The sequence below is a fragment of the Ktedonobacteraceae bacterium genome (genome assembly GCA_035653615.1).
Classification (GTDB): Bacteria; Chloroflexota; Ktedonobacteria; order Ktedonobacterales; family Ktedonobacteraceae; genus DASRBN01.
Map to the genome: position 1 here is coordinate 50,832 of DASRBN010000003.1, position 21,064 is coordinate 71,895.

The window sequence follows — 21,064 nt, forward strand, 5'->3', positions numbered from 1 at the left end:
TTCTACATCCCGAATCCATAAGAAGCCGCTCCCAGCAGCGCGATATCGGGATTGAGAATGACATGCACCGGCACCTCAGACATCATGTGGGTGAAACGTCCCTTGTGCTGGAACGCTTGCATGAAACGCTTTTCATGTAGATAAGGGAGGATGCGTGGTGGGATGCCGCCGCCGATGTAGACGCCGCCGTTGGCCAGCACTTTCAGCATGAGGTTGCCTGCCTCCGCGCCTAGAATGGCTACAAATGTATTGAGGGTGGCCGTGCAGAGTTCGCAATCCAGGTCGGGATCGAGAGCCGTGTTCATAATGATCAGTGTGCGATCTCTGGCCCCTGCCAGGCGTTCGGCCATCCAGCCTGGCTCTTCCGCGTAGCCGCTATCTTTGAGGTAATCATAAATATTTGGTATGCCCTTGCCTGAACAGACACGCTCGTAACTGACATGGGGGAAACGCTGCATAACGTAACGGAGCAGTTCGAGTTCGAAGAGGTTAGTAGGCGCGAAATCGGCATGCCCACCCTCCGAGTTGTGCGCCTGGTACGCCGTTCCGTTCCAGGTAAGATAGGCTTCGCCCAGCCCTGTGCCGGGCGCGATTACGGCCAATGTGCCATGCGGAACCGGCTGGCCCACGTTGATCGTATCGAGGTCGCTTGCCTCGAGAAAAGGCACGGCATGAGCGATGGATTCCAGGTCATTCAGCAGTTTGACGGTGGGAATATTGAGGTCCTGCGCTAGCTGGCTCTCTTTCATAACCCAGGAGAGATTGGTAATCGTGGCCGCGCCTTCGACGACGGGTCCCGCTACACCGAAGCAGGCCTGCTCTATTTTGAAATCGTGCTTTGCCAGGAACTTACGCGCAGCTACTTCCAGGCCGGTATAGTCTGCGCTGGGGAATATTTCCTCGGCGAGGGGTACGCGCCATCCTTGCTCTTGCGAAAAGACCGCGAGCTTTGTCTTCGTGCCACCGATATCACCGGCAAGTAACATGAAAAGGCTTCTCCTTCATTTATACGTAATGTGATATACAGATAGGTTTCTTCTTCCCTGGAAAATGGCCAGCAATTAGCAATGATACGTGCATGGGTGCTACCTATCATATAGATAATTCAATGTTACCCGCAATGTGAAGGTGTTCGCAAGGGAAAATAACTGGCGATTACCCAGAAGCCTGCCAGAGATGCTGAACGCAGTGAAGCATCTCCGGCGCGAAATCCTCTTACTCCACCACGACACTCATCAATCCTGGATTGCCCACTTGCTCCTCCTTGAACATGTTGCGCACGATGACGGCCCAGTGCTGCCCATTCTCCCTGGCCTGCTCGCGGTCCGAGATGCCGAGCCAGCGCAGGAGATTTTGCTCCGCTTCTGCATCTTTTAGCTGCGGCAAGCTGGTTGGGCTGATGGCAGCTAATGGTACGCGCAGTTCGTTTTTCTCGCAGAAATCCAGGCTGAAGCGTTTGACCTGGCCGCCACCAGCAATACGTGCCAGCGCGTCTGGGAGACAGACGTGCGCGATCAGGCCCGGCTCGTAACGCGGTACGCTGATGACGAGGTCAAGCGCGTCACCGGCCTTGAAGTGATCCTGCGCATGACCGCCGCGCTCCAGGCGAACCTTCACGGGCAAGCTGCTTTTGAAGGCGCTCCAGTCTTCAATGAACTCCGAGGTCACTTCCGCGGCTATAACCCCTTGCGTGCAGCGCAATGTCTCAACTTTGCCGCTGGAAGCCAGGGCCTCCGCCAGTGACATCTCCTGCCCATTGAGTTGCACGCGTCCGCCCTCGGCAGCGGACACGATACCTGACTCGCGCAGGCCCAGCATCAGGGCCAGGCATGCTGCCGTGTCTACCGTACTGTAGAGCCGTCCTTCCGCGTTCAACTGGCCGGTGAGGTAGTTGGTGGCTGCGATAACTTTTGGCAGATCGCTCGCCTCTTTTGTGGCAAGCAGGGCCGCCGCTGCGTAGGCGGTTTCCGCGCGTGTCGAAACGGCCATGCCGAAGAATTGCGGCATCGAACGGTCTGACTGCATTTCTACGTATGTCTGGCCGTTATGCTCGGTGAGACGCGAACGCACGTATGCCGCCGCGTCATCCCTATCTTTCTGCGAGCTACTCTTCGTGAGAATCTGGTACGCGGACTGGCAATCGCTGATCTTTTCCGGTGGATTCTCGATCTTGTAGTAGCTCGCCGCGTCCAGCGCCATGGCTGCGATATCGTCAAGCATTTCGCGCAGCGCCTGCTGTTTAATGCCCGCCTGGTCAGCTGATGGCAGCTTGAGCAGATTTTTCACGGCCATCGGCGCGTAGTGCGTATCGGGCTTGCGCGAGCCGCCCTCCTCCGGCGGGTAGAAGCAGAAACCGTGTTTCGGCAGGTACATGCTCTTGAGGCGTTTATACCAGATCGGAATGGCGGCCTCGTATTCGCGAGCGACTTCAACATGTTCCATGTTGACGATATAGCCCGTGAACATGGCGAAGAGTTTGGTGGAGGTTTGCTCGACGCAGCCAAAAGGATACATCGCCGCGCCCTCCACGATGACCTGGAACGGCGCATCGAGTCCAGGCAGAGGCCGAATCTCCAGCACGCGTGGTTCGCGGGCAGTGACCTCTTCACCCGGAGTCAGGATGTGCAGGTGGCGCACAATATGGCGCAATTTTCCCGGTTCGGTGACATAGCGCTCGCTGGCATCGATGCCACCCTTGCGCGCATCACGTACTGTTGCCGTAATTGCCCCAGGCTTCACCGGAAAACGCACCACGGAGCCGGATGGAATGGGTAGGCCGGGCGTGACCGCCTCACCATTCTCAAAAAACAGCGGGACGACCTCATTATCATGCCGCACTTCGACGATGGCACCGCCGGATGCCGCCCCAACATCGAGCCTGCCCAATACAGGGTCGCCTGGGCGCACAAAAGGCGAGATGGTCAGCTCTCCGTAAACTGGTTGCACAGTATCAAGCGTGGTCTCAACTCGCTGCCAGTCCAGGCTATCGGGCGCAAGGGCAAAAGCCTCGATGCTGTAGCGCGTCATGCTATCCCCCAGCTTTACCTCAACGCTCGTTTCTCCCTGTACCTTTACGATGTTGTTGTAGACAATCTCAGCAAATTGCAGCCGTAGCTGGGGCATTGCCTGGATCGTCTGAACGGGCGATGCGACGGCGACATTTGAGGTGGCCTGGGCAGTGGACGGCATAAATTGCCCCTCATTGGGTAATGCTGCCGCGGGGGGAAGGGGTCGAGCCGCGGCAGTGAATTGAGGTGCGATGACGGTTTGATCCAGGGGCATAGCCGCTACCAGGGGACGCACACCTCCCCCGTTGGCGGTGCGATACATGATACGTCTCGGCCCCACTTCTGACAGTTTGCGCTCGACGGCACCGGTACGCGCCTGATCGCGCCATTGTGTGAGGTTTTGCTTGATGCGAGCGGCCAGTTCTACCTGTGGGTCTCCGGGAGCAACCAGGCGCTGATCCTTTACGATCAATTGCACCGGTATAACGCTACCGGCTTTGCCTGTTTTGAGCGTGATATGAATGCGCGCCCCGGGCTTCGCCTCTTTGGGAGCCTCGCAATGCAGGTGAATGGTAGATGGTCGCAGCACGCTGCACCAGCCCTCCCAGGCCTTACCTTCGATGAACGCTCCCAGCAGCACGATGCCATAAGGTATGGGGATGGGCAAATGCAGGCTCTTTTCCGCCTGCACATGCCTGTACAGGTGTTCCTCGCTGGTTCCGCGCGCGGGATCGACCACCACCACGCGCAGCAATTCAGCGTCGACACGCGCGGTAATTTCGACCTCGCTGCCAACCACGCGCTGCACCAGGAATGGCTCGGTGTTACTGCCGCCGCGCGAGATGTAGATGCCGCGGCAGGGATTCGATTGCGCCGAGGGCAACAGGCTGATCTCGCGTATCTCGCCCAGTTCGCTAATGACCAGGGTTTCGCGCCGGGCCTGCTCCGATCCCTTCAGGGCGACGGTGGCCGTGCGTTCTCCTGCGAAAATGTTCAGGGTATAGGGTCCGGCGCCGGTCAGCTTCACCACGCCCCGGCACAGGCCTTCGCGATTGCAGGTCAGTTTCTCGCGATTACCGGCCCGCTGCCCTCGCTCCTGCAATTCCACCTCTAGCGGGCCGCTGTAGGGCTGTCCAAAAGCAGTGACTTTCAGCACGTAGCGCAGTGTATTGCCACTCAAATTCTGCTCGGTCAACTCCGCGTTCAAGGGCGCTAATCGATACTCCGCGACCTCAAAATGGCAGAGGTCGCTATCCATGCCCTCGAGATCGGCTTCGTATCTGCCCTCCGGCAAGCCTTGCATCGACCAGAGGCAAAGCCCGAACTCATCCAGTGTGAATGGGTAGGTGGCATAGGGATTGCCGTTCAAACGCAGTGCCAGCTTCATACCGGCTTTGGGATGCTGCGGCGCGGTAATGAGCAGGCGCACAGTATCACGATTGGCTGCGTAGAGCGCCTTATCGCTTGTGAGCGCGACCAGTTCCGGGCGCGGCACAGGCGAAGCCGCGATAGTTGCTCCTGGCAGCGCTATCTCGTCCTTTCCCCGGAAGAGAATCGCAGCCTGCGCCTCGCCCTGCTGGACGCCAGAGCTGGCCAGGACACGATCCATACCTGAACGAGCAAGCCAGTTCGCCTTGAGGAAGACAAACCATTTGCCTACCAGTGCGGCATCTCCAAGTCTTTCAACCAGCGCATAATCGGTAATATGTACAGAGGAATCATGGTCTACCTGTGGTGTTTGTGGTATCATCTCAATCCCTTTCGTCTTCGCGAATGTCGTGCGTTTTGTCAAAAATCCATGACCGGTCCGTATGTTATTATGTACGTCACCTGCTGGGAGCAGTTGTACTGTTCCAGAAAAATGATGAAAGCATGTCCATTATGTTGTCGGATTTACCTTACACTATGTTTGCCAAAAGCACAAGGGAGAATAGCAGGGATGAGGTGCCTTACAGCGTATAGTATAATAGACGAAATGCCAACACATTTCCATTTTTACGATTGAAGCGCCCGCAGGATAGCGGCAGCTACTAATCCTGCTATGCGATGGCTTGATATGCCCGCGTATCCTGTACAGAAGGAAAGATAACGAATGGTTCTGCATAAAGTGAAGCTAACATTTGTGTGTATCATTGCGCTGCTTCTCTTGCTGACTGCTTGCGCTCCGCCGGGCGGCAGTAGCGATGCGGGAACAACGCCTACACCGCGTGTTGTAAAGACGCCGACAGCTGCTGCCTCGCCCACCAGCACAACCGCCGATATCTGCCCGGGCCAGTTGCGTTCTATCCCCAATTGCTTTACCCCTCATGCTCTACGCGTAGCCTATGGCATGGAGACCCTCACGGAGCAGGGATTTACCGGTAAGGGACAGACGGTCGTTGACATTGTCTCGTTTGGCAGCCCGACCTTGCAGCAAGACATGAATGTATTTGATCAGCAGTTTGGCCTGCCCTCGATCAACGTTCAGGTGCTATCCCCAATCGGCACCAAACCGTTTGATCCCAACAATCAAGATATGGTGGGCTGGGCGGTTGAGACGGAACTGGATGTGCAGATCATTCACGCTATGGCCCCGGATGCGGGTATTGTTGTGCTGACCAGCCCGGTTGACGAAACGGAGGGCACTATTGGCCTGCCTCAATTCCTCCAGTTGGAGCAATACGCCGTCTCGCATCACCTGGGCCAGATTTTTTCGCAGAGCTTTGTAGCGACGGAGGTCACGCTTACCGATAGCGCCGGGCAAAAGCTGGTCAAGCAATTTGCCGACTTTTATCAGCAGGCTACGACACAGCAGGGATGGACAATCGTCTCGGGTTCGGGCGATCATGGCGCCACCGATTACTCGAATATTGCCGCCACGCAATTTTCGCCCACTCCCACCGTCGATTTCCCGGCGGATGTCCCCTGGGTAACTGCCGTGGGAGGCACAAGGCTTCAGCGGAACGGCAATGGTTTTACTGAAACGGCCTGGCCCGATAGTGGTGGTGGTATCAGCAAGTTCTTTGGTGAACCGGATTACCAGAAGAGCCTGCCTGCCGCAGTTCAGGGACAATTGAATGGTCATCGTGGTCTACCGGATGTAGCAGCTGATGCCGATCCCGCGACCGGCATGGCCTTTTATATCGGTGGGCAGTGGCAGCAGGTGGGAGGCACCAGCGCGAGTACGCCGCTCTGGGCGGGAATTATCGCCGTGGCTGATCAAATGGCCGGCCATCCCCTCGGCTTCATCAATCCTGGTATCTATAAAGTGGCTACCTCGCCCAGTGTGCAGCAGGATTTCCGCGATATCACTATTGGCAATAACAGTTTCTCACAGGGACAGGCCAGGGTTACCGGATTCGATGCGGTCCCGGGCTGGGACCCTGTTACCGGCTGGGGCGCGCCCAATGCGCAAAAACTGCTGCCGGATTTGATTGCCGCCTTAAAATAAGGAAACATCTCACAGAGACTGAAGGAGAACACAAGGAATGATGCAGAAAAATAGATTGTTCGCGCCTGTAGTGGTCCTGTTGCTACTCCTGATTTCAGCATGCGCGCCATTGGGAGGCAATACAGCAGCAGGTACGCCTACCCCCAGACCCACAAGGCAAGCGGTGAAAACCGGGAGTCCCACGCAGACTCCCGATGACACGATTACCGAGACATGCCCCGCGACCATTTTTAGCTCGCCAACTTGCCAGACTCCTCAGTCCTTGCGCGTTGCTTATGGAGTGGAATCGCTCATCCAGCGCGGTTATACCGGGAAGGGACAGACGGTGGTCGATATTGTTTCCTTTGGCAGTCCGACCTTGCAGCAAGATATGGATGTGTTCGATAAGCAATTTGGCCTGCCACCAATAACGATCAAGGTCATTTCGCCGATCAATGAACCGCCCTATGACCCCAACGGCGACCGCGGCGGCTGGGCGCTCGAAACCGAACTGGACGTAGAGATCATTCATGCCATCGCTCCCGGCGCCGGAATCGTTGTGCTGGTGAGTCCCGTTGCTGAAACGGAGGGCACCGTTGGCCTACCCGAATTTCTGCAACTTGAGCAATACGCCCTCGATCATCACCTGGGTAACATCGTCTCACAGAGCTGGGGCGCATCCGAGGTGACATTGAAAGACTCCGCGGGGCAACAGGAGATACACAAATGGGATGCATTCTTCAAGCAGGCTACCACCCAGGAGGGAATCAGCTTCTTCTCCGCTTCCGGCGATAATGGGGCCACCGATTATACCGACCTTCAGGCATCGAAACTCTCGCCTACTCCGACAACCAGCTTCCCAGCCGACGATCCATGGGTTACCAGCGTTGGTGGAACGGCGTTGGATAGTTCTGGAGAAACCGCCTGGCATATGAGCGGCGGCGGGTTTAGCTCATTTTTCCCGGAACCCTCATTCCAGCAGACATTGCCGTCTGGCGACCAGGGCGAACTGAACCACCGGCGCGGTGTTCCTGATGTAGCCGCCGACGCCGATCCCAACACGGGGCTGGCGATCTATACTGCCGGTCATTGGGACCTGGGCGGCGGCACCAGTGCCAGCACGCCTCTGTGGGCCGCCATCATGGCAATAGGCGATCAGATGGCGGGTCATCCGCTGGGTTACATCAATCCTACGCTCTACAAGCTGGCCGAATCCGGCAGCTACACGCAGGATTTCCACGACATTACGTCGGGCAACAATTCGGTCAGTAATAGTCAGGTGGATGTGCAGGGCTATAATGCCCTCCAGGGCTGGGACCCCATCACAGGCTGGGGCTCGCCCAACGCCGAAAAATTACTGCCCGCCCTCATTGCAGCCATGAACGGAGGAACCGCTTAGCAAAACACTGGATTTTTGGAGCAAGCAGAAGTATAATTGATACGAAGCGCATATATTGTGAGTGATGCGATATCTTCAGAAAAATGGATTTCGTATCATGCCTGAAACTGCATCTGCTACTACAGTCACTAAAACCGAGCAACAGAACACTGATACCGGCGAGGCCGATGAGATCTCGGTATCCGATCTCATCACGCAGATACGCTATGCGACCGGGCTTGGCTGGTCCATGACCGAATTATTAGGTCGCTGCGTCATTCTCAGGCGTGTTTTAGAAATCATGCCCCCTCATAAACCTGATTTTTTCGCTCATACGGAAATCCTTTCACCTATTCGTGATCAACGCGAAAGAGCGCTTGCTGTGGTAGGTCGCATCCGCTTTCTGGCAAAGCAGCTGGGTGTGAATGGCTCGAAGGTCGTAGAGCAAGATGAAACCCCGAATAACGGCTATAGGATCAGCGAGAACGGTAAATATTATATAGACATGCTGAACGATAGAGTCAATGAGTTGTGCAGTGTGGATACGAAGCCGGAAGCCTACAAGAACATAAGCGCCAGCATAAATGCCCTGCTCTACTTCTGGAACGAAGAGATTCAGGTGATTCTCCAGCAGCTGCCTCCGCCGGTCTACAATGGATATACCGTTGGGCGCGGCTTTTCCACCATTCGCTGGTACATCGGTATTGGTGAAGCCGATCCTGCCTTCTATCAATCTCACGCCAATAGCAATAATCACCGGCGACGACCAGAAGAAAATGCCTTACAGGGCGAGGCAAGAAATGCCTTGATAAGCGAAGCCTCACTGTTTAAATTGCATGATCATCTCCAGAGCCTGTCTATTTACTTACAGCCACTCGTTCCGCAGGCATTGACGAACAGCCTCATCATCTGGGGAAAAGCTATCATAGAGAATCCGCAAGCGCTGAGCAAAGAGGCGCAACACAATAGCGAGCATGTGAAGATGAAGCGCGCTTTGATAAAACAAGCCACCATCTGGCATGACCTGCTTACAGGTGAGCGCGATCCTACCACTTTCATAAACCCTCAAGTAATCATCCGGCATTTCGTTGGCAGGCTGCTGCTTTTTATTCTACCTTTCCTTCTGGGCGGCCTTCTTCTTGCCGTGGCTGTTTTTGTTATTCTTACGTATTTGCAGGCACGCGTTGCTCCCTCAATGCAAGCGATGCCTGCTAACCCTCAAGGGCAATCCATTACGGATACCATTCAGAACACGGTAACGGCGCTTATTGCCGCAGCCGCAACCATTCCCTTTATCCGCACGTGGTTTTTATCGAGTACTAAGACCGCGACGGACTTTATCAGCAAGCATCCCGATACTATCACCACCGCCGGTAAAAATGCCCTTGATCTCCTCTGGCAGCAATCTCAGCAGGTGGCCGTCAATCAGAAGACGCTCGTATCACCTCGCTCCAATCCCCCTGATGTGGATGATGGAGACTGAGCGGAATGTTACGTGTCGATTGCCATTGATTTCTTCGTTAAAATATGGTACGCTTGTCGTGAAATTCAAAGAAAATGGAGGTAGCAAATATGTCAGCGAAGGTCATTCCTTGTGTCTTCACCCGGAGTGGTTATCCTCGCTAAGCATACCCGGCCTGCAACAGATCGAAAAAATAGGAAGTCGTTGTTTTCACCTGCGCAGATTGAAATTGCGCGGTAACTCGTTCGACATCTCCCTGCTTTTCCGCGAGCATGATACGTGTTCGCGAGCCTTTCTGGTTATGCGCAGCCTGCGATATGCTCCAGCCCCCTTTCAGGCTGCCGGAATACCACCTCTGAAGATACATTTTCCACTCTATTCAACCCGATCCTTTTGATGTGATTTTTTGCCCATTGGCATGTTCGTACAAGAGGCGTTCTTGCTCTGTCTTTGTACCATTATGGGCACGATCACATCGCCAGATGTCATACATATCCCATTTATGTGATGCGCGAAAGAAAGGAGGTGGCCTGTGAAGCAACAGCAATTACGGCGGGAAACAATGCGAAAACAGTTTCAATTCAACAGGTTCAACATCTTAACCATGAAGGAGCATAGAGCTTGAAACAGCCTTTCCAAGATGATTTCGAGGAAGAAACCGTCACTTTTGTAAAAATGAAGCCGGATGCCCGCGAACGCTACCTTTTGCGCAAAGCGACTCACGTCAAACCAACGAAAAAAAACAGCTACGAAGGCAGTTCGCAGGTGCAACGCTGGTTAAAGGAGCAGGCCTACGACTACGAACCGGAGGTTGAGCAACAGCAGCAATCGTCGTTTCGTCCGGCGTTTCTGACCGGACGGCGGGATGCCCCCTGGATACTCTCGTCGCTCACGCCGCTGTATGACCAGAAACTCATCACGGACATCGTGCATGAAGTCAGCAGTGGTAAGGAAGCAACGGTATTCTGCTGCGTAGCTCATCCCGATACCGGCGAGGAGTTTTTGGCCGCCAAGATTTACCGCCCGCGTATGTTCCGCGCCCTGCGCAACGATGCGGTGTATCGTTATAGCCGCGTCCAGCGCGACGAGCAGGGTCAGGCCGAACATGGCAACAGTCGCCGTGGGAGTGCTGCCACCCGCAAGACCGAGCGCGGGCGAGCTGCTCAGGTCGCCTCCTGGATCGAGTACGAGTACCTGACGCAGCGTCTCATGTATGAGCATGGGGCAGACGTTCCGCGCCCATTCGCGCACGCCGGCAACGCCATTCTGATGGAATACATCGGCGCAAGAGATCAGGCGGCATTACGCCTGAGCGACGTGGAGCTTGAGCCAGAGGAAGCGCGGGAACACTTCGCCTGTATTCTATGGAATATCGAGCTGGCGTTGATACACGGGCGTATCCACGGCGATCTCTCGGCGCATAACATCCTCTACTCTGAGGGCAAAGTCACGTTGATCGACTTCGCGCAGGCGGTCGATCCCTATCACAATTCGGATGTGTATTCATTGCTTGCCCGAGATGTGGAGCGTACTTGCCAGTACTTTGCCCGTTACGGTCTGAAGTCCGACGCGCGCAAGCTCGCACACGACATATGGACGCGCCATATGGGGCCGATCCCCCAGCTCGTCTGAGTATCCGTCGGGGCCGGGCAGCCCTCTCAGTATCAAAAGTCTGGGCTGGTGGGCCAACCGGGAGTATCCGTCGGAGCCGGGCAGCCCTGTCTGGGGACAGGCATACCGCGCCCAGCGCCGATTATGGTGTTTGATAAACTACTCCGGCAAAGCACGTCAGGCCGATTTATCGGCCTGGCGCCACTTTCTGAATGAGATTCGTGATGAAAGAGAAGACTGCATTATGGTAAGTACATCAACAGCTCTTTAGAAAGAGAAATACACATGGCAGCAACAGAACGATCCACCGTCATTGGCGTCTTCAGCAGTGAAGGAATAGCGCGGCAGGCGGTGCATGATTTGCAGCAGGCAGGGTTTGACTCGAACCAGATATACTATGCAGACCCTTACGGAAGCGCAAAGAAAGACTTCTGGCAGGGGTTCAAACATTTCTTCTCCGGCCGTAGAGGTAGTGTTTCTGAACAGAACGTGGCAAATGAACTCGATGAACTGGGCTTGCCTCGCAACGAGGTTCAGTATTATGAGCAAGAGTTCAAAGATGGAAATTATATCGTCGCTGTGCATGCCCCTGGCCGCGAGCAAGAGGCATTGAGCATTCTACGCAGTGATGGCGCTTACAACTACGATGTTGAGATTCATTGAACTCTTCGCGCGGGCACTTCTTACGCCAGGCTCTTTGATTCATCCCACGAAACAGAGGCGACCAGCACAATCAGCGCAAGCACACCGGCAATGTCGGCGGTGTCGCGGAAGAGCAACTGGTTGGCGGCGGGCACATAATCTTGTAGCATGAACATCAGGTAGTCGGTAGTGAACAAGAAGAATGCACTGCTCATGAACAGGCTGAAGCGCGCTGGCTGGTTGGTGTACGCCCAGAAGTAACCGCAGAGAATGAGAATACAGACGCTGACCCGCGCGAAGCCGAGCAATGCGCGTGCCGTAATGGCAATTGGCGGTAGGGCGGGGGATAGCAGCAAGAGTATCAAAAGCAGGGCGAAGGTTATGATATTCAAATTCATCAGACCACGCAGGTAGCTATCCGAACTTTGTGCCAGGCTGAGCAAGATAAATAAAAAGCCAATCGTTTGTCCGATGTATAAGAACCAATCAGTTTGCAAGTGTACTACTGTAATGTAGTTGGCGGTGTAATCGGCCGCGGCAGAGATACACACAAGCAACATCGACAACCCCAGGATAAAGAGGCGGTACTGGCGGAAATGCGCGTAAATATCAAACGAACGCACCGAGATAAACAACGATACCAGACACAGCGACACATCCAGCAGGTTGGGTATCACATTATTATTCATGAAGTTGCTTCTCCTTCCAGATCACTACATATCATACCTGATCTACTATCCGCATACGGGCCGGTGTTCCCCTTACTAGAATCCTTCAACACGCACGCCCTGGGGAGTGTATAGTTCTATATATTGCAAGGACAACAGTATCTGTAGCGCCTTGTATGCTTCCTGCATCGTCATAGAGGCATCGGTGCAAATCTCGGTCACCGATTTACGGCTATCTATGGCATCATAAAAGCGCCGCGCTAACCTATCTGAGATCACGACCGGACTGGCAAAAGGATTACTGGAAAGCATCAAGCGTGCATCCTGTTTTTTGTGCGGAATCAGTTCCGCCAGCGCCGGTAGTGTTCCTGATGAGGACTGCTCCTGGCCTGCTGTTACGTTGCCAGCATTGCCAGTGACGGTGCTGAAAAGGCCCCGGCCTTCGGCGACCGCGATGGCCTGTTCGAGGATGATGCTCATGGTTGAGACCAGTTCGCGCTGTGGATAGTGCGTCATAAACAACAATGCCACTATCACCATTTGAGCCGGAGGGCCGGAAGGAAGAAACTGCTGCCCGGGCCGCGCATACATGTTCCTGCTACTGAAGCAACAGATGCAAAAATGCAATCCATAGCGTTTCAATAATGATGCCAGGTATTGAGGGAATACCTGCTCCACCGGCTGGGCAAAAGGGGCGCCTGCTCCCCTGGCGATTTGTTCCACGGTGGGGGCAACCTTCTCGCCGATGATATGCACCGGTTGTGAAGGGTCGCGGTAGTCCATTGCTCGCAATTGAGCCGGAGAGCGAGCAGAGCGGGAATTCTCGCATGTCCAGAATTGAGCAATTGATACGTCGAAGCTTTGAGTGACGACAGAGCCTAGCCACTGAAACATTTGCTCAGGCGCGTGCATATTGTCAATCACCTGCCGCAGCTGCGTCAGGATGGTCAGGCGATACCCTCGGATATTCTGTGGAAAGAAGGTATCATCGGCCCTTGCCATCATCCTGAAGTCCTCCTTCGAATAAACTGCCCGGCGTCTGAACTCCTTACTTGACGTAATAAACCTTCTTAAGAATAGCAGACAAAATGTGTCTCATCAATACTTATAGGAATAACGTACTAGAGCATTACCAGGATGATACAGAAAGCAGTATACTACTCAGCAATGGGTGTGGTATGCCATGAAAAAGGCTCTCTCGCACGTCCCGGTCACTTTTTCACAGCATACGCTGAGTAAGGTTAATTTGTAGTTGGACGGATTTTAGTTAGGGGAGGTACTAGTGCAATGGCAACGACGAATATTTCTACCGTTCCGGGGTTTGAGCCGGGTATTGAGACAGGCGCTGAGACGCGCGAACTTCAACCGGGTATCGAGACACGCGGTATTGCACGCGTACCGGCGAGCGAGCGAGCGCACTTTCGTATCCTCGATAATTTTACGATGTGGCTCTCAGCTAACCTGGTCATCTCTACAGTGGCGCTGGGTGCGATTGCCAATAGTGTATTTGCGCTTGGCTTTTGGGACAGCGTGCTGGCGATTCTTCTTTTTAATCTTCTCGGTGCCCTGCCGGTAGCCTTCTTGTCGACGCTGGGGCCCAAACTCGGCCTGCGCCAGATGACGATTTCCCGCTTCTCATTCGGCTGGGTTGGCGCCATGATCATGGTTATCTTCAATGTCGCGGCATGCACCGGCTGGTCCACGGTGAATGTGATTGTTGGTGGCCAGCTGGTACAGGCGCTCAGTAATGGAGCGATTCCACAACCGGTAGGTGTGCTTGTCATTTGTGTCCTGACGACGATAGCCAGTATCTATGGTTATAAGTACATTCACCGCTACGAACGCTATGCCTGGGTTCCCATGGCTATCATTTTCTTTATCCTGGTGGCTGTATCCGCACCCAAATTTACCATTCCACCTACCCCTGCATTAAGCGTAGCCGAACTTGCCTCTTTCGTTTCGTTCGGCGGAGCCATTTTTGGCTTTGCGGTTGGTTGGAGTTCCTATGCTTCCGATTATTCCGTCTATCAGCCTGAAAATACCCCTGCGCGCCGTGTTTTTCTCTTTACCTACCTGGGTGTGGTCGTGCCCTGCATTATCTTAGAAATCGTGGGTATGGCCCTTGCTTTCGCCTTCATGGATCAACAGGGAGGAGGATTGTTAACTGCAGCCGCCAGGCCATTGGGTGGTTTTGGTACCTTCCTGGTTCTGTTGCTGACCCTCAGTGTCGTCGCCAACAACATCCCCAACGACTACAGCCTCAGCCTGTCGATGCAGGTGCTTGGGAAACCTTTCCAGCGCATCAACCGCTCAGTCTGGGCTTTGATCGCTGCCGTCATTTACGTCCTCATTGCCGTGGGCGTTGGCGGTAACTTTAATGAGACGCTTTCCAACTTCCTGGATATCATCGCTTACTGGTTGGGTCCCTGGTCGATCATCCTGGTCCTGGAACACTTCGTCTTCCGTCGCGGAAACTATAATGTCGAAGATTGGAATAACCGGCGCAGGCTGCCGATTGGCTGGGCGGCGATCATCTCCTTCCTGATCGGCGTAGGAGGAGTGCTACTTGGGGCCGCGCAGCTGTATTATGTCGGGCCCATTGCCAAACTATTCAATCCGCCATACGGTATGGACATCGGCTTCGAGCTTGGCGTCATCTTTACCGCTCTCGCCTACCTGGTGCTGCGCCGTCTCGAGCTCTCCATCTCAAGGCGCTAAGAGCCATCGAGCCTATAATGAGTTGTAACAGAATGCTCCGGCAATAGGACGATTGGTCGCGCCCATCGCCGTTGCCGGAGCATTCTGTTACAACTCATCACCGGCTCCAGGGATAGCCGTAATTATTTCGCCGACTCCATCACGTGATGACCCGGAACTGTGATATAACAAAATGAGAGCCGTACTATCCATTTCTGTTGTATTGTTGTTCCACAGACACAAAAGGAGCATCGCATGATCAAGCCCTACACCGCCGTCGGACTCATCCCCACGGTGCGGGGTATTCGCACCCGCGCCGATATCAAACGCAACCTGGAACACCTCTCGCACCTGGTCAAGGCTGCCTCCTGGCTTTCTAGCCTCGATCTGCCTGTGCGCCTCATCGCTTTTCCCGAAGGCGCGCTGCAGGGGTTTAACGATGAGGTACTTGATCTCGATCATGTCCAATTTGCCAGGGAAGGCGCTATCGACATTCCTGGCGAAGAGACAGATTTTCTGGGTAATATTGCCAAACAGTACAATGCGTTCATCATGGCTCAGGCCAAAGCGCGTCACCCCGAAATACCAGATCGCTTTTTCAATGTCGGCTTCATCATCAACCCGCAAGGTGAAGTCATCCTCAAACACTACAAGGTCTCCCCGCTCTTTCCTGTAGAACACTCGGTTTGCCCGCATGATATCTGGGACTGGTGGATTGAGCGCTATGGAAGAAACCTGGATGCATTCTGGCCGGTAGTGGATACCGAAATCGGTCGCTTGGGCATCATGATGGCCAATGAGGGATCGTATCCTGAAAACGCCAGGGCGCTAGCCATGAACGGTGCCGAAGTGGTCTATCGCGCATCCTATCCTCACCCCGCCACCGGAAACGAACTATTTGAAATCCAGAGCCGTGCTCGCGCGCTGGATAACAACATGTACATTGTCGCCCCCAACATGGGTACGTACTATCTCTTCCCGGAAGAGGATACGCCCATTGATACATTTGGTGGCCGCTCGTTCATTATCAACTACAAGGGGCAGATCGTCGGCAAACAGGAATATGGCGCCGGCTCGACCTACGTCGGCGGGGTCATTGACATCGAAGCCCTGCGCGATCATCGTGCCCGCGCCCAATGGGATAACTGGATGAAAGACTTGCGCACCGAACTCTACCAGATGCTCTATGAGCAGCCGATTTACCCCAAAAACCTCTACCTCAACCGGGAGCCGATGAAACACGCCGAGTACCGCGAGCAGGTTATTCAGAAGCAGATCGACCTGATGCACGAACGCGGCATCTGGGTCAAACCGGAGCGATAAGCTAGCTTTATGGCTATCCCAGCGAAAAAGAGGCCAGGACCATACATAGCCCTGGCCTCTCTCCATATACCCTACGACCCCAGCCCCATACTGGTATACCCTCCCGTCATCCCAGCACCGTTATTGAAGAACATTGCCTGCTCCACCACCAGCGGCGCCGTCGCATACACTGCCATCCCAACCATGGTATTCACTCCCACCTCATTCACCAGAGTAATCGTCATCCTTGAATGAGCGGCCAGCGTATATGTCTTCACGATTGGCTGGCCCGCAGCCGTGTAATAGACGACCTGCATGATGGCTGCCGACGCGTTGGGATTGGCTATAGCGAGCGCTTCCATATGCCCGCTGCCGGTATCGCCGCGCGCAATATACCAGCTTGTATGAGCGTTCGTGCTGCCCATAGAGGTGGTGCTGCCGGAGAGCGATCCCAGGTAGTTGAAGAAGGTTTGCCGCTCGGCGATGATGGGCGCGTTTGCCGTGATTGTGGTGGCATGCAGCACCGGGCCGAGAGCGCTATTGACATTGACCTCGATGCGAGTCCTGGCGGGTACGACAACGTTTGAAGTAATCACGCGTCCATCCGTTGTCAGGTAGTGAATCTGCGTGCTGGCAACGCTCTGTGCCGGGTTTGCCAGCACCAGGCGTTCGATAAAGCCCGGGTTGGTATCCCCTTCGCCGAAGTACCAGGTCTTTTGTGGCGCGGTAGCCCCGATAGTAGCGCTGCCGCCGCGCATCTTGCTGGCGACAAGGTATTCATCGCGCTCGACGAGCAGGGGTGTGCTGGCGCTGATGATCATACCGAACTGCTGGTTGGGTAGAGCGCTGTTAAGGACAATGGTGGATCGAGCGTGCGCCGGGATCGTATACACTTTGCTCTGCGAGGGTGTATGCGCGTTCGGCAACGTGGTCACCGTAAGTTTCGCGGGCTGCGTTGATGGGTTCATGACCGAGAGCAGGGTATTCCAGCCGTAGGTCGTGTTGGCTTCGGCAAAGTACCAGCTGCTAGACAGGATGGATGACCCCATACTGTCGGTGGCGGCAACAAAGCCGCCTTTTTGCGTATACATTGTGCGCTCGGCCACGAACGGCATATTTCCCTGTACGATCATGCTCACCGATTTATTCGCGCCCGCTTCCTGGTTGATGTTCAATACCTGCACCGATTGCGCCGGGATGCTGTAGACGTTGGTACGACTGGTACTGTCTGAATACAGGTAGGTGATTGTAATAGTGGCCTGCGCAGCCGAAGGATTGGTCAACGTCAGGTATTCGGTTGTGCCGCTGCCCGTATAGCCCTCGGCGAAGTAGTAGACCCTGGGCAGGCCGGGCACGATGGCAACCTGCGTTGTGAGCGGCGTGGCACCCTGCGAGGCGAATGAGATGCCCTGCTGCCAACAATCCAGCACCAGTGAGTAACTTCCGGCCAGCGCGGGCGCGTGCAGTGTGAGCGGGATAGAGACCGTGGCGCCTGGGAGAACATCGTTGGGCAGTATGCCTGTCTGCCAGAGCGCGTCACCTGGAGCGGGACTTGCGACGTGTCCGTTGCCGTCCAGCCATGTGTAACCAAGCGCCACGCTATTGCTGCCGGACGCGGGCCAGGTCAGCGCACCGGTATTCTGGACGCTGACCTGCACCTGTACCGTAGCGCCAGGAGTCAGGGTCGAGGGCAGCGATAGCGGGCTGAACTTCTCGCCATAGCGGAACACGTTGACTGCATCGTTCTTCACCTGCGCTCCATGTTGCGAAAAAGGCGTAGAATCCTGGATCATGTCCCATTGCAGCGTATAGCTTGCGGCCTGCGCGGGAGCCTGCACGGGTACCGTTAATGACAGACTGGTGTTGGTGGCAACATCCTGCGGCAAACTCGCCGGAGTTCCGGTGGCGATCACCTGGTTCTGCGCGTTAAGCCAGCGATAGATCACCTGAACCGGGTCCGAGCCGGACGCGCTCCAGGTGAAGTTACCGGTATTTTTGAGCGTGATGTTTACAGTATTCATAGTACCGGGCAGCATAGCGGGTGGCGTGCCATCGCTGGTCACAGAAAAGCCGTAGGTCTTCGAGGGTGGCGGGGGAGATTGTACCGAGACGGGAACGAATTCTATGCCATCGGCGGCCAGTTGCGCGCCATTTTCACCCGTCGCGTTGCTGAGGACGACCCGGCCATTCGCGCCCGCTGAGAAGTAGTACGTGCCCAGGCCGATCCACTGCGGCCCCGTATTCTCCCAGCTATATGGCCCTTGAAACGAGCCGATATGCGATTCATCGACATATACCGTCGAAGTTACCTGCGTCCCGGGATGGTTAGGATCGGCGCTATAGATGGTATAAGGCGCCCAGCTGCTGCTCGCGTAGGTATCATCGACAAAAACGCCCACTTCATAGTAGCCGTCGGCGGGCAGTTGAGGCTGCCACGTGGCGATGGCCGTAGCAGAGCCGCTCGTAGTTGGCGTCCAATGCAGATCTCCCTCGATGTCAGAGCTAGCTGTTGCCACATTCCACGTACCCGTGCTGCTCCAACCTGCCTGGCCATCATCAACCAGCGTGGCGCCGGGGTAGACGGAACTACCGTCGGCGCTGAGGTCAGGGATAGTATTGTTCGTGCCTGGATTGCTGACCCACAGGTAGTTGTCCGGCACAACGTTGGGGTCGGGATAGTTGCCACTCCAGCCAAATGGATCGGTTGCGCTCCAGGTGCCGGCATAGTAGGTCGCCATGTGCAGGTGCGGGCCTGTAGAGGAGCCCGTTGTGCCGCTTGTACCGATCTGCCATTGCGTTCCCACCTGTTCTCCGGTGTGTACAAGAATAGCGCTCAGGTGTCCATAGGCGGTGTAGTAGCCATTACCATGATCGATGGCTACCCATAAGCCCAGCGAACTATTATGATCGAGCGGGTTGTACCAGCCGGCGCGGATGACCGTGCCTGCCGCCGCGCTCAGAACCGGCTCAAATCGCATATCCAGATCATAGCCGTTATGCCCATCGTAGCAATTGACGCCTCCTGTACAGGAACCGATAGAAACATGCGTCCATTTCGCCCCGTCATAGCGTACAAAGACGCCGTCATTGGAATACCACGGCTGATCGTGATCGACAAACGAGACGGTGCGCTGGGCGATGCTCTGGCTCCCATAATAGGGCCGGTGCATGAAAGGCGTGGGTGCGCTGTTGTATTTCTGGATGGCCTTGATTTGGTGGGTGGTCACAAGAGCCGCCCCTACGTGACTATATCTGGGCGTGGCGAAGGTGATGATAGTCCCTCCCAGAATGCTCGTTACGATAACGAGCAGGATGAGGAGATGCGCGGTGAGGCGACCTTTATGCTCACCTGCTAGTAAGATAGCTACGAAACGTTCTAATCGATGTCTCATGTGTTTAGTTCCTGATAAAAAGTGGTCTTGCTGGCCTGTTTGTGGTTAACCGGGGGCCGATAAATCGGCGCTGCCCGCGATAAATCGGGGCCTACGCCATGGCTACGACGTGCGGAATTGTTGGGGAAAGTGGCGTTACGGATGGCCGCGAGCCATAGACGGCAACGCTGGCCGACCAGTAGCGCGGTGTGCCCCCAATGACACGGTTGATCGCATTGAAAGCGGTAAAGGTGATCGTTGCTCCATTGGCGCTCCACTGCGGGTTGGCATTTATCTGCATGCCGGTTTGAGCAGGAGCGGCGACGATCCAGGAGCGGCCCGCGCGCACATCAACGACTGCGATTGCGCTCTGCAGAGACTGCGCGGAGAGATCAGCCTGGCGACTGCCGTAGTTCGTGCGCTGCACATAGGCTATCTCGCGGCTATCGGGCGACCAGACGGGGGCAAAGCCATGCCCTCCATCGACTTGAGCCAGGTAACGCCGCGCTCCACCGCTGCTATTCATGATCCATAGGCCTGCCGGTAAGAACGGGGTGGGGCTATCGGAGAGTAGTTCATAGGCGATAGTTTTGCCATCGGGCGACCAGGTGAAGAATCCGGCGATGGATTGCGCTCCCGCCGGAATATGGAACAGGTGCGTCACCTGGCTGCCATCGCTGCGCATCATCCAGGTATCGCTTCCCATAGCCATTCCGGCTGAGGTCGAATAGAGAATGTGGCTGCCATCGGGCGAGGCGGCAGCGTCAACCAGGTAGGCGGATGGCATATGAATATCGATATTGTGGTGTGCGCCCGTTGCCGCATCTACCACCCACAGGCCGGGGTTCCAATTGCCGCCGTCCAGGGGCGCATCAGGTCCAAGCGGCAACATGGGACGATACAAGAACATATGGCTGCTGGCGCCAGGAATCCAGTGCAGGAAATTACCCATGACGTATTTTGGGTTCGGGTTCAGCGTCATACGCTGCGTATCGAATACCCATACCTGCTCGCCGTGGTCTTGTGTGCCATCGATTGCCAGGTAGCGGCCATCCGGTGAAAGCTGCATGAACAACACGCTGTCACTTTCCGCGAGTCCAAAGCCGTTTCCGAACTGCGCAACCGGCTGAGGCTCGCCAAGTGGCTGGCCCTCGTCGCCTTTTGGGGCGCGCGCCAGCACGAATCCGTTGGCTGCCTTGAGTGTATAGTAAACGTAAGACGTAGAAGCTGAACTTGCATGCGCCGGAACGCCGCTGCCTGATTCCATAGCAGGGTGTGCCAGCGACGGCGTGCCTTGCAGATTTCTCGCAACATAAAATATTCCAGCTGCCGCCACCAGTAACAACAGCAGCATCGCCACATTCCAGCTCTGCCTCAATTGCCTTAGAAATCCGTGTTGCATAGTATCTCTCTCCATTCTCCTTTCCACAAGCTGCGTATGTAGATATTTGCGGCTATCCACATATGTTTATCGGTCAATGTTGGAACAAGATGAATGAAGATGAGACAGTTTTTA

At 55.2% G+C, this 21,064-nt stretch carries 14 protein-coding genes; 7 read left to right on the top strand and 7 right to left on the bottom strand.

The window, feature by feature from the left end:
* Window positions 1-2: 2 nt before the first annotated feature.
* Together glk and VFA09_01755 are read right to left on the bottom strand one after the other, a co-directional pair.
* Window positions 3-986 (bottom strand): glucokinase, encoded by a 984-nt coding sequence (gene glk / locus VFA09_01750; GenBank protein ID HZU65975.1) that lies wholly within the window; start codon window positions 984-986, stop codon window positions 3-5.
* A gap of 229 nt (window positions 987-1,215) precedes the next feature.
* A complete protein-coding gene (locus VFA09_01755) occupies window positions 1,216-4,758 on the bottom strand; it encodes a hypothetical protein (GenBank protein HZU65976.1) in 3,543 nt (1,180 codons plus the stop codon).
* A gap of 342 nt (window positions 4,759-5,100) precedes the next feature.
* Between VFA09_01755 and VFA09_01760 the strand changes: the two genes are divergently transcribed.
* The 3 genes from VFA09_01760 to VFA09_01770 all read left to right on the top strand — a co-directional run bounded on the left by VFA09_01760 (window position 5,101) and on the right by VFA09_01770 (window position 9,278).
* Entirely contained in the window at window positions 5,101-6,438 is a 1,338-nt protein-coding gene (locus tag VFA09_01760; GenBank protein HZU65977.1) for a S53 family peptidase, read from the top strand.
* A gap of 37 nt (window positions 6,439-6,475) precedes the next feature.
* Window positions 6,476-7,816 carry a S53 family peptidase gene (locus VFA09_01765; protein ID HZU65978.1) on the top strand — a complete coding sequence of 447 codons (1,341 nt, stop codon included), beginning with the start codon at window positions 6,476-6,478 and terminating at the stop codon, window positions 7,814-7,816.
* Between the two features lie 97 nt (window positions 7,817-7,913).
* The gene (locus VFA09_01770; GenBank protein HZU65979.1) at window positions 7,914-9,278 is read left to right on the top strand and encodes a hypothetical protein; all 1,365 of its coding nucleotides are present in this window, start codon (window positions 7,914-7,916) and stop codon (window positions 9,276-9,278) included.
* Window positions 9,279-9,417: 139 nt separating this feature from the next.
* Here VFA09_01770 and VFA09_01775 read toward each other — a convergent pair whose 3' ends face one another.
* Window positions 9,418-9,624: a hypothetical protein gene (locus VFA09_01775; GenBank protein ID HZU65980.1), complete on the bottom strand. Its 207-nt coding sequence runs from the start codon at window positions 9,622-9,624 to the stop codon at window positions 9,418-9,420.
* 254 nt (window positions 9,625-9,878) lie between these two features.
* On the opposite strand from VFA09_01775, the gene VFA09_01780 reads away from it, so the two are divergent.
* Both VFA09_01780 and VFA09_01785 read left to right on the top strand, forming a co-directional pair.
* The gene (locus tag VFA09_01780; protein HZU65981.1) at window positions 9,879-10,889 is read left to right on the top strand and encodes an RIO1 family regulatory kinase/ATPase; all 1,011 of its coding nucleotides are present in this window, start codon (window positions 9,879-9,881) and stop codon (window positions 10,887-10,889) included.
* A 264-nt stretch (window positions 10,890-11,153) separates the two neighbouring features.
* Complete coding sequence (locus VFA09_01785) at window positions 11,154-11,531, top strand: hypothetical protein (protein HZU65982.1); 378 nt, start codon at window positions 11,154-11,156, stop codon at window positions 11,529-11,531.
* 20 nt (window positions 11,532-11,551) lie between these two features.
* On the opposite strand, the gene VFA09_01790 is transcribed toward VFA09_01785, so the two are convergent.
* Complete coding sequence (locus VFA09_01790) at window positions 11,552-12,199, bottom strand: hypothetical protein (protein ID HZU65983.1); 648 nt, start codon at window positions 12,197-12,199, stop codon at window positions 11,552-11,554.
* 75 nt (window positions 12,200-12,274) lie between these two features.
* Window positions 12,275-13,183 carry a hypothetical protein gene (locus VFA09_01795; GenBank protein HZU65984.1) on the bottom strand — a complete coding sequence of 303 codons (909 nt, stop codon included), beginning with the start codon at window positions 13,181-13,183 and terminating at the stop codon, window positions 12,275-12,277.
* Window positions 13,184-13,465: 282 nt separating this feature from the next.
* Here VFA09_01795 and VFA09_01800 point away from each other — a divergent pair, with 282 nt between their 5' ends.
* Entirely contained in the window at window positions 13,466-14,896 is a 1,431-nt protein-coding gene (locus tag VFA09_01800) for a cytosine permease (GenBank protein ID HZU65985.1), read from the top strand.
* Window positions 14,897-15,130: 234 nt separating this feature from the next.
* Complete coding sequence (locus tag VFA09_01805) at window positions 15,131-16,198, top strand: nitrilase-related carbon-nitrogen hydrolase (protein HZU65986.1); 1,068 nt, start codon at window positions 15,131-15,133, stop codon at window positions 16,196-16,198.
* Between the two features lie 71 nt (window positions 16,199-16,269).
* Here VFA09_01805 and VFA09_01810 read toward each other — a convergent pair whose 3' ends face one another.
* A complete protein-coding gene (locus VFA09_01810; GenBank protein ID HZU65987.1) occupies window positions 16,270-19,569 on the bottom strand; it encodes a peptidoglycan DD-metalloendopeptidase family protein in 3,300 nt (1,099 codons plus the stop codon).
* A gap of 91 nt (window positions 19,570-19,660) precedes the next feature.
* Window positions 19,661-20,950, bottom strand: coding sequence for a hypothetical protein (locus VFA09_01815; protein ID HZU65988.1), 1,290 nt, complete (start codon window positions 20,948-20,950; stop codon window positions 19,661-19,663).
* Window positions 20,951-21,064: the final 114 nt, after the last annotated feature.